General features: G+C 61.6%; 7 protein-coding genes. 4 read left to right on the forward strand and 3 right to left on the reverse strand.

What is annotated here, in order from left to right; all coding sequences use genetic code 11:
* Positions 1 to 31 precede the first annotated feature (31 nt).
* Positions 32 to 844 (forward strand): hypothetical protein, encoded by an 813-nt coding sequence (locus tag GY725_22125; protein ID MCP4006886.1) that lies wholly within the window; start codon positions 32 to 34, stop codon positions 842 to 844.
* A gap of 95 nt (positions 845 to 939) precedes the next feature.
* Positions 940 to 1,953 carry an amidohydrolase family protein gene (locus tag GY725_22130; GenBank protein MCP4006887.1) on the forward strand — a complete coding sequence of 338 codons (1,014 nt, stop codon included), beginning with the start codon at positions 940 to 942 and terminating at the stop codon, positions 1,951 to 1,953.
* A gap of 29 nt (positions 1,954 to 1,982) precedes the next feature.
* Here the strand turns inward: GY725_22130 and GY725_22135 are convergent, their stop codons facing one another.
* The 3 genes from GY725_22135 to GY725_22145 all read right to left on the reverse strand — a co-directional run bounded on the left by GY725_22135 (position 1,983) and on the right by GY725_22145 (position 4,405).
* Entirely contained in the window at positions 1,983 to 2,996 is a 1,014-nt protein-coding gene (locus GY725_22135) for a class I SAM-dependent methyltransferase (protein ID MCP4006888.1), read from the reverse strand.
* Positions 2,993 to 3,658 carry a TetR/AcrR family transcriptional regulator gene (locus tag GY725_22140; GenBank protein MCP4006889.1) on the reverse strand — a complete coding sequence of 222 codons (666 nt, stop codon included), beginning with the start codon at positions 3,656 to 3,658 and terminating at the stop codon, positions 2,993 to 2,995. The genes GY725_22135 and GY725_22140 overlap by 4 nt, the downstream gene beginning before the upstream one ends.
* Before the next feature lie 123 nt (positions 3,659 to 3,781).
* Positions 3,782 to 4,405, reverse strand: coding sequence for a TetR/AcrR family transcriptional regulator (locus GY725_22145; protein ID MCP4006890.1), 624 nt, complete (start codon positions 4,403 to 4,405; stop codon positions 3,782 to 3,784).
* Between the two features lie 141 nt (positions 4,406 to 4,546).
* Here GY725_22145 and GY725_22150 point away from each other — a divergent pair, with 141 nt between their 5' ends.
* Positions 4,547 to 5,704, forward strand: coding sequence for a phosphotransferase (locus GY725_22150; GenBank protein MCP4006891.1), 1,158 nt, complete (start codon positions 4,547 to 4,549; stop codon positions 5,702 to 5,704).
* 19 nt (positions 5,705 to 5,723) lie between these two features.
* Positions 5,724 to 6,404 carry an MFS transporter gene (locus GY725_22155; GenBank protein ID MCP4006892.1) on the forward strand — a complete coding sequence of 227 codons (681 nt, stop codon included), beginning with the start codon at positions 5,724 to 5,726 and terminating at the stop codon, positions 6,402 to 6,404.
* Positions 6,405 to 6,497 lie beyond the last annotated feature (93 nt).

Genomic DNA, 6,497 nt, shown 5'->3' on the forward strand with positions numbered 1-6,497 from the left:
GGCGAACGCGCTCGACACATCAGGAGTTCCGATGTCGAATTCAGATCCCCTCATCCTGACGGAGACCTTCGAACACGTCCGGATCCTCAAGCTCAACCGGCCGGTGAAGAAGAATGCACTGACCGAAGACCTGGGCTGGGCGATCATCGCGGCTGTGGAGGAAGCGGCGCGGGAAGATGAAATCTGGATCATTGGAATCACCGGCGCCGGTGACGCGTTCTGCAGCGGTCTGGATCTCTCTGCACGCGGTCGGGGAGAGAGCGCTTCGCCCCACTCGCCGCAGGACGAATTACTCGATGAACTGGGTTGGGTGAGTCGGTTTCCACTGGTCATGCGCGCGCGTTGCAGCAAGCTCGTGGTCGGAGGTATCAACGGCGTTGCCGTGGGCGCCGGTCTCTCGCTCGCCATGGCGACGGACGTGCGGATTGCCAACCGTCGAGCGCGCTTTCTGGCCGGTTATGCTCGCGCGGGCACTTCACCAGATGGCGGTCTCACGTTCACGCTGCCCCAGGCCATGGGCTATGAGGGCGCGCTCCGCTTTCTGGTCGAGCAGGAGATGATCAGTGCCGACGAGGCGTTGAAACGCGGCATCGTAGGAGAGGTCGTCGATGACGCCGACTTTGAAGCTCGCTTCCTCGAATACTGCACCCAACTCACCGGTGTATCGCCGATCGCCGCCCGCCAAACCAAGCGCATGCTGGGCGCGGCGAGTACCGCCATCGACCTCGAAGCCCATCTCAAGATTGAAATCGCCAACGCGCGGCGCGGACTTCAAACAGAAGACAGCGAGGAAGCCATCAAGGCCATCATGGAGAAACGAAAGCCGGTCTTTCGCGGCCTCTAGCCCGGATCCTCTGGGTTCCATCTCGAAGCCCTTCCGACGGATCGAGGCTGTGCCAGAATCTTCGCTGTCTAACTGAGCCTCTACAGGAGTGTGCGATGAGCGATCTCGCGACGACCCAACAGACCTGGCTGGACCAGGTGAAAGAAGAGATTGTCGATCCCGAGCGGTCGATCGTCGATCCGCACCATCACCTGTGGCATGAGCGTGGCTTTCCTGCCTATCTGCTCGAGGATCTCTGGGCCGATACGGGTAGCGGTCACAGGATTGAGAAGACCGTGTTTGTCGAGTGTCGTTCTGAGTACCGCAGCGACGGGCCTGTGAGCCGGCGGCCATTGGGTGAGATCGACTTCGTCGCGGGCATCGCAGAGCAATGTGCGAAAGGCGGACCGGGCCGTGCGCAGATCGCTGGACTTGTCTCGCACGCGGATCTGACTCTTGGTGATGCCGTTGAGGAGGTATTGATCGAGCAGCGCGAACGTGCTTCGCATCTGTTTCGCGGCGTCCGCCACGCGGGTGCGCGAGATCCTCATCCCGATGCTCTGATGATCCCCGGGCGTGCACCCGAGGGCCTGTACGCCGATCCCGACTTCAGAAAGGGCATGCGCGTACTGGGTCGCCTCGGTCATACCTATGACACATGGCACTACCATCACCAGAATCCCGCGTTTGCCGAACTCGCTCGAGCCGTTCCCGAAACGATCATGATCCTGGATCATTTTGGAACACCGCTCGGTGTCGGGGTCTATGCCGATCAACGCGAGGAGATCTTTGCCCAGTGGCAGCTCGACGTGGCCGAGATCGCCAGATGCGAGAACGTGGTGGCAAAGCTCGGCGGTCTGGCGATGCCTGACAACGGCTTTGGCTGGTTCGGTCGCGACAAGCCGCCGAGTTCGGATGAGTTCGTAGCGGCGCAGTCCCGCTACTACCTGCACATGATCGAGTGTTTTGGTCCGGATCGCTGCATGTTCGAAAGCAACTTCCCCGTCGACCGGGCTTCGATTTCCTATCCCGTGCTATGGAATGGACTCAAGAAGATCGTGAGCGACTTCTCCGAGGACGAAAAGAACGCGCTGTTCAGCGGCACGGCGACGCGAATCTATCGCCTCTAGGCTCCGAGCAGGATTCGACTGCGATGAAGCTATTCCGCCGTAATTCCGACCAGGGTGCTTCCGGGGATGAGCTTCGCGTGTCGAACCTGGTCGAAGCCAGCCTGGTTGAGCAAGCCGATCAGATCGTCGAGCTCGGGCAGGGGAGTGCAGCCGTGCAGTGAACTGGTCACCATGTTCAGGTTGGCGGCCATCGGATCGCGGCCCCCGCCCTGCACCGTGGAAACCAGGGCCAGCGTACCTGTGTTTGATAGTCGGACGCGCAACGCGCGGAGGAACTCCAGGCGTTCCTCTACCGGGAAGTAGTAGATGATGTTGTAGAGCGTGATCAGGTCGAACTCTCCCTTTACTTCGGGAGGCGGATTGCGGACGTCCCCCAGGACCGCCTGAAAGCGATTGTCGAGATGCCACTCGGCCAGGTTGTGGCGGGCCTGCTCGATGGCCGCCGAGTCCACGTCGATCCCAATACCCGCAGCCTGCGGATTCGCCTCGGCGGCGCAGCGCAGGAAGGCTCCGGAGCCGCAGCCGACTTCGAGAATGCGCAGCGGACTTCTTCTGGCCACCGTCTCCTGGATGAAGGTGCGCAAGAAGGGTTCGCTGACCCGCGACGCTCTGGCCACGAGGTCTCCGATCGCCGCCAGGTCATCGCCTCGTGCGGCTCCGCGCATTCTGGCCGCGGCGTTTCGATAGGCGGCGTTGTAGTAGGTGGCGTTGGCATGGATCATGGCCACCAGCGGATCCGCGTCGCTCGCTGCAAGATCTCGTGCGCGCTTTCCTCGAATCCTGTAGCGGCCATCCCGACAGGAGAGTTCGCCCACCGCGAGGCCCGTGTCGAGCAGGGCATCGAGGATCTCCGGGCGTTTCACGGCCAGCCGCTCCAATAGAATCTTCCGTGTGGGTCGATCGCGGAGCGCGTGCAGCAGTCCCGCCTCGCTGGCCGCGTGCAGGAAATGGAGACGGATCAATGTCTGGAGATCGCCCGTGAAACGAAACAGGGTGAGCGGGTTGGTCGCACGGAGCGTGGTGAGCAGATTGCGTAGCTTCATTTCGATTTGGTTCCCGAAGGGCGATCACTCGCGATGATCCCCTGGAAGTGCTGTTCGAGGAGCCTCCGTACGAATTCCACCATCGCTTCCACCGAGAACTCCGGCGCCATGAGACCTCCGATCAGTCCTGAATAGTAGAAGGACCAGAATGCTGCGGTGGCGTCCTGGCAGTCGATGTTCGCTCCGAGTTCGCCGCGTTCCTGTGCGATCGCGAAGAGTTCGGCGACACGTTCCAGGAAGTCTGCGAAGAGTTTCCGCATTTCGTCTGCGCCGGTTCCTTCCATGAGCGTGGATTCGCGCGCGAGAACTCTCGAGAGCGCGGGCCGTTGCGCATAGAAGGCATAGAGTCTCGTTGTCAGGTGGAGGAGTTGAGCCTGAAGATCGCCTTCGGGTAGCGTCGCGAGCCCGCGTCGTGTGACTTCACCGATGTCCTCGCGATAGCAGGCCACCAGAAGGGAGCCCTTGTCCGGGAAGTGTTTGAAGATCGTCCCGAGCCCAACACCTGCCCGCGTCGCGAGTTCGCGCATGGTGGTCTTCGCGAAGCCCTTCTGTTCGAAGAGTTCGGCGGCGCACTCTCGCACGATTCGTCGGGTCTCTTCTTTCTGACGCTGGCGATGGTTCGCTCTGTCGGGTGTGCTCGTGGGTTCTGTTGGCAGGCTCATGGAGGAGTGAACTCGATCATTCAGTGAACGTGTTCACTTACTGTAAATCATCCTCGGAAATTCTCAATCGTCGGATGCTCCGGTCGCTCAGAGAGGGTTCTGGTGCGAATGCGATCGGTGTTGTCAGGCCGGTGGGGCCTCGTCTCGCAGCACGCGTTCGAGGATCCAGCGTGCGGCGCCGGCGAGTTCGGTGCGTTTGGCCTCGGGGTCCTCGGCGTGGCCGATGGTCAGGGCCATTTCCTGAAGAACTCCGAACAACAGCGAACTGAGAGGGTCGGCCAGTTCGGGCGCGATTTCGCCTCGCTTTCCAGCCGAGCGCAGAATCGAACGGACCAGGCCACGGTGCAGTGGATACAGGATTTCTTGCCAGCGCTGATGGCCGAGTACAACTGGCCCGTCGAGCAGCACGATCTGACGGACGATTGGTTCGGAGAGGTGATCGAGCAGGATCTGCATTCCCGCCAACGCAAGACGGATCGAGCTTCGAGGACTCTGGCTGTCGCGCAAAGCAGTCGACGCGCGTTCGCGCGTGTCTTCCACGAGAGCGACTACTTCTTCGTCCAGCACGGCCGCAAACAGATCGCGTTTGTCGCGAAACTGGTGATAGAGCGCGCCCTTGGTCATGCGCGACTTGCGAGCGACTTCGTCTATGAAGGTCGCCTCATAACCGCGTTCACCGAACAGGCGTCTGGCCACCCGCACCAGACTGCGCCGGGTCCGGTCCGATTGCTGGGCCTTTTTCGACATGACCCGGCCGTCCGTGGATTTGACATCCATACCTGGAGTATGCATATTTTTCGCCATTAACATACCTCGAGTACGCGATTTATCGCCTATTTCAGGGATGTTACCAGAAGTGGTGATCGAGTCTAGTTGGAGCGGGTGGAAATGGATCTTCTCGAGCGAAGTGGTTTTCAGGACCCCGGTGCCGTGGACGCGCTCGCCGAACGCCTGCTCCGGCTCATGAGGGATACGTTCAATCGAACGGACCTCAGCTATACCGAACCGCTGCGCTATATGGATGCCGGTGCCGAAGCCGCGATCTACAGCTTCCAACTGAGCGACGTGGAAGGGGAGTTGGCTGGCCCCAAGGTTCTGCGCCTGCTTCGGGCTTCCGCGGACCCCCAGCAGGTCCGCCTCGAGTCTGCCGTGCACGGAGCCGTCGCTCAACTGGGTTTTCCCGTTCCCCGCTTTCTGCTCGCAGTGGTGGACCCCGCACCTCTGGGCGGCGCCTTTGCAGTAATGGAACGCATGCGCGGACGCATGCTGCTCGAAGAAGTTCGGCGGCCCGCGGAGTTGCTAAGCCGCCCGTTGCGCTTTCCCGTGCTCGTGCACGAAGCTCTGGCCCGGGTGCCCGATCTTCTCGCCGGACTGCAGGTGCAGCTCCACGCTCTCGATCCCGAGCCGTTGCTCGAGGCGGTCCGAAAGGCGGGCATCGAATGTGCGGGTCTGACGATGGAAGACCGTCTGGTCGAACTTGAGGAACGGACGGACCGACTCCAGCTTCCCGGCCTGGAGTCTGGCTTTCGCTGGTTGCGCACGCACTCTCCGCCATCCGGGAAGCCGGTCATCTGTCACGGGGATTTCGTGTTCACCAATGTGTGCGTGGAGCGGGGCCAGGCCACTGGGGTTCTCGACTGGTCCGGAGTGCGCGTGGCCGATGCAAGCTATGACGTGGCGGGAACTATGGGGCGACTGGCGAGTCCGATCATCGGAGTTCCCGCTCCTTTGCGGCGCCCGTTCGAGGCAACGCAGCGGCGCATGGTTCGGCGCTATCTGCGTGCCTATCGTCGACTTCGGCATCTGGACGATGAAGCACTGCACTACCACGAGGCTTTCTTCCTGCTGGCCGAACTCGTCTGGTCCGGAGGGCGGCTCGCCGAAGGAGGTCGCCACGAGGGAGCCATCGAGGACCGATGGTTGCACCCGGAGGCGATCGCCCAGGGCGTGGAGCAGTTCCGGGTTGCCACCGGTGTTTCACTCCACCCCGCAGTTCCAGACGATGAGACGGGTGGCCTTCTCGAATTCGCTCGCAATACGACCTGAGTCGGGAACAGGAATGCGGATGCCGACTGAACCTGGAAAGACCCTGGACGCGCCTGACACTGCCCCCCGTCAGGCTCCTTCGGGCCGGACGGGTGTAGTCACCGCGCGAACCCTGAGCCTCTACTCGTTGCCGCTGGTGGCTGTGGGCTTCACGCTCACCCTCTTCAATCTCTTCTTCCTGAAGTTCGCGACGGATCATCTACTCCTCGCTCTGGCCACGGTCGGATTGATCTTCGGCCTCTCGCGAGTCTGGGATGCATTGACGGACCCCACGGTCGGCTATTGGAGCGATCGCACCCGTACGCGCTGGGGGCGACGCCGCCCCTGGATTCTGGCATCCGCGCTTCCTCTCGCGCTCACATCGTTCGCACTCTGGAACCCGCCGGGTTTCCTTTCCGAGCAAGGCCTCGTGACCTGGGTGGCGATCAGCCTTTTCCTGTTGATGACCGCGCAAACGACCTTCTCGATTCCTCACGCCTCTCTCGGCGCCGAGCTCACGACGGACCACCACGCGCGCAGTCGAGTCTTTGGATCGCGGGAGATGGCGGACAAGGTGGGGCTCTTCCTTGCCCTCGGTGGAGTCATGCTCCTGGAGAACGCGGCGAATCCTCAGAGTGCGGCAACCTGGATGTTAGGGGTAGCGGGCAGCGCATTGATCCTGATCCAGGCCCCCTCCCTGAGCCTACGCCACTCGGCGTAAGCTGGTTGGAAGCAAAAGACACCAACCCTTCAAGGAGAGAGCCATGCGATTCTACAACAAGAACCACACTCATTACTGCGGCATCGATCTGCA

The sequence above is a fragment of the bacterium genome (assembly GCA_024226335.1).
GTDB lineage: Bacteria > Myxococcota_A > UBA9160 > SZUA-336 > SZUA-336 > JAAELY01.

What these genes read in the sequence shown, in the direction of transcription:
- GY725_22125 (MCP4006886.1), top strand. Translation starts at nt 32, where the DNA reads ATGTCGAATTCAGATCCCCTCATCCTGACGGAGACCTTCGAACACGTC.
- GY725_22155 (MCP4006892.1), top strand. Translation starts at nt 5,724, where the DNA reads ATGCCGACTGAACCTGGAAAGACCCTGGACGCGCCTGACACTGCCCCC.
- GY725_22135 (MCP4006888.1), bottom strand. Translation starts at nt 2,996, where the DNA reads ATGAAGCTACGCAATCTGCTCACCACGCTCCGTGCGACCAACCCGCTC.
- GY725_22150 (MCP4006891.1), top strand. Translation starts at nt 4,547, where the DNA reads ATGGATCTTCTCGAGCGAAGTGGTTTTCAGGACCCCGGTGCCGTGGAC.
- GY725_22145 (MCP4006890.1), bottom strand. Translation starts at nt 4,405, where the DNA reads ATGTCGAAAAAGGCCCAGCAATCGGACCGGACCCGGCGCAGTCTGGTG.
- GY725_22130 (MCP4006887.1), top strand. Translation starts at nt 940, where the DNA reads ATGAGCGATCTCGCGACGACCCAACAGACCTGGCTGGACCAGGTGAAA.
- GY725_22140 (MCP4006889.1), bottom strand. Translation starts at nt 3,658, where the DNA reads ATGAGCCTGCCAACAGAACCCACGAGCACACCCGACAGAGCGAACCAT.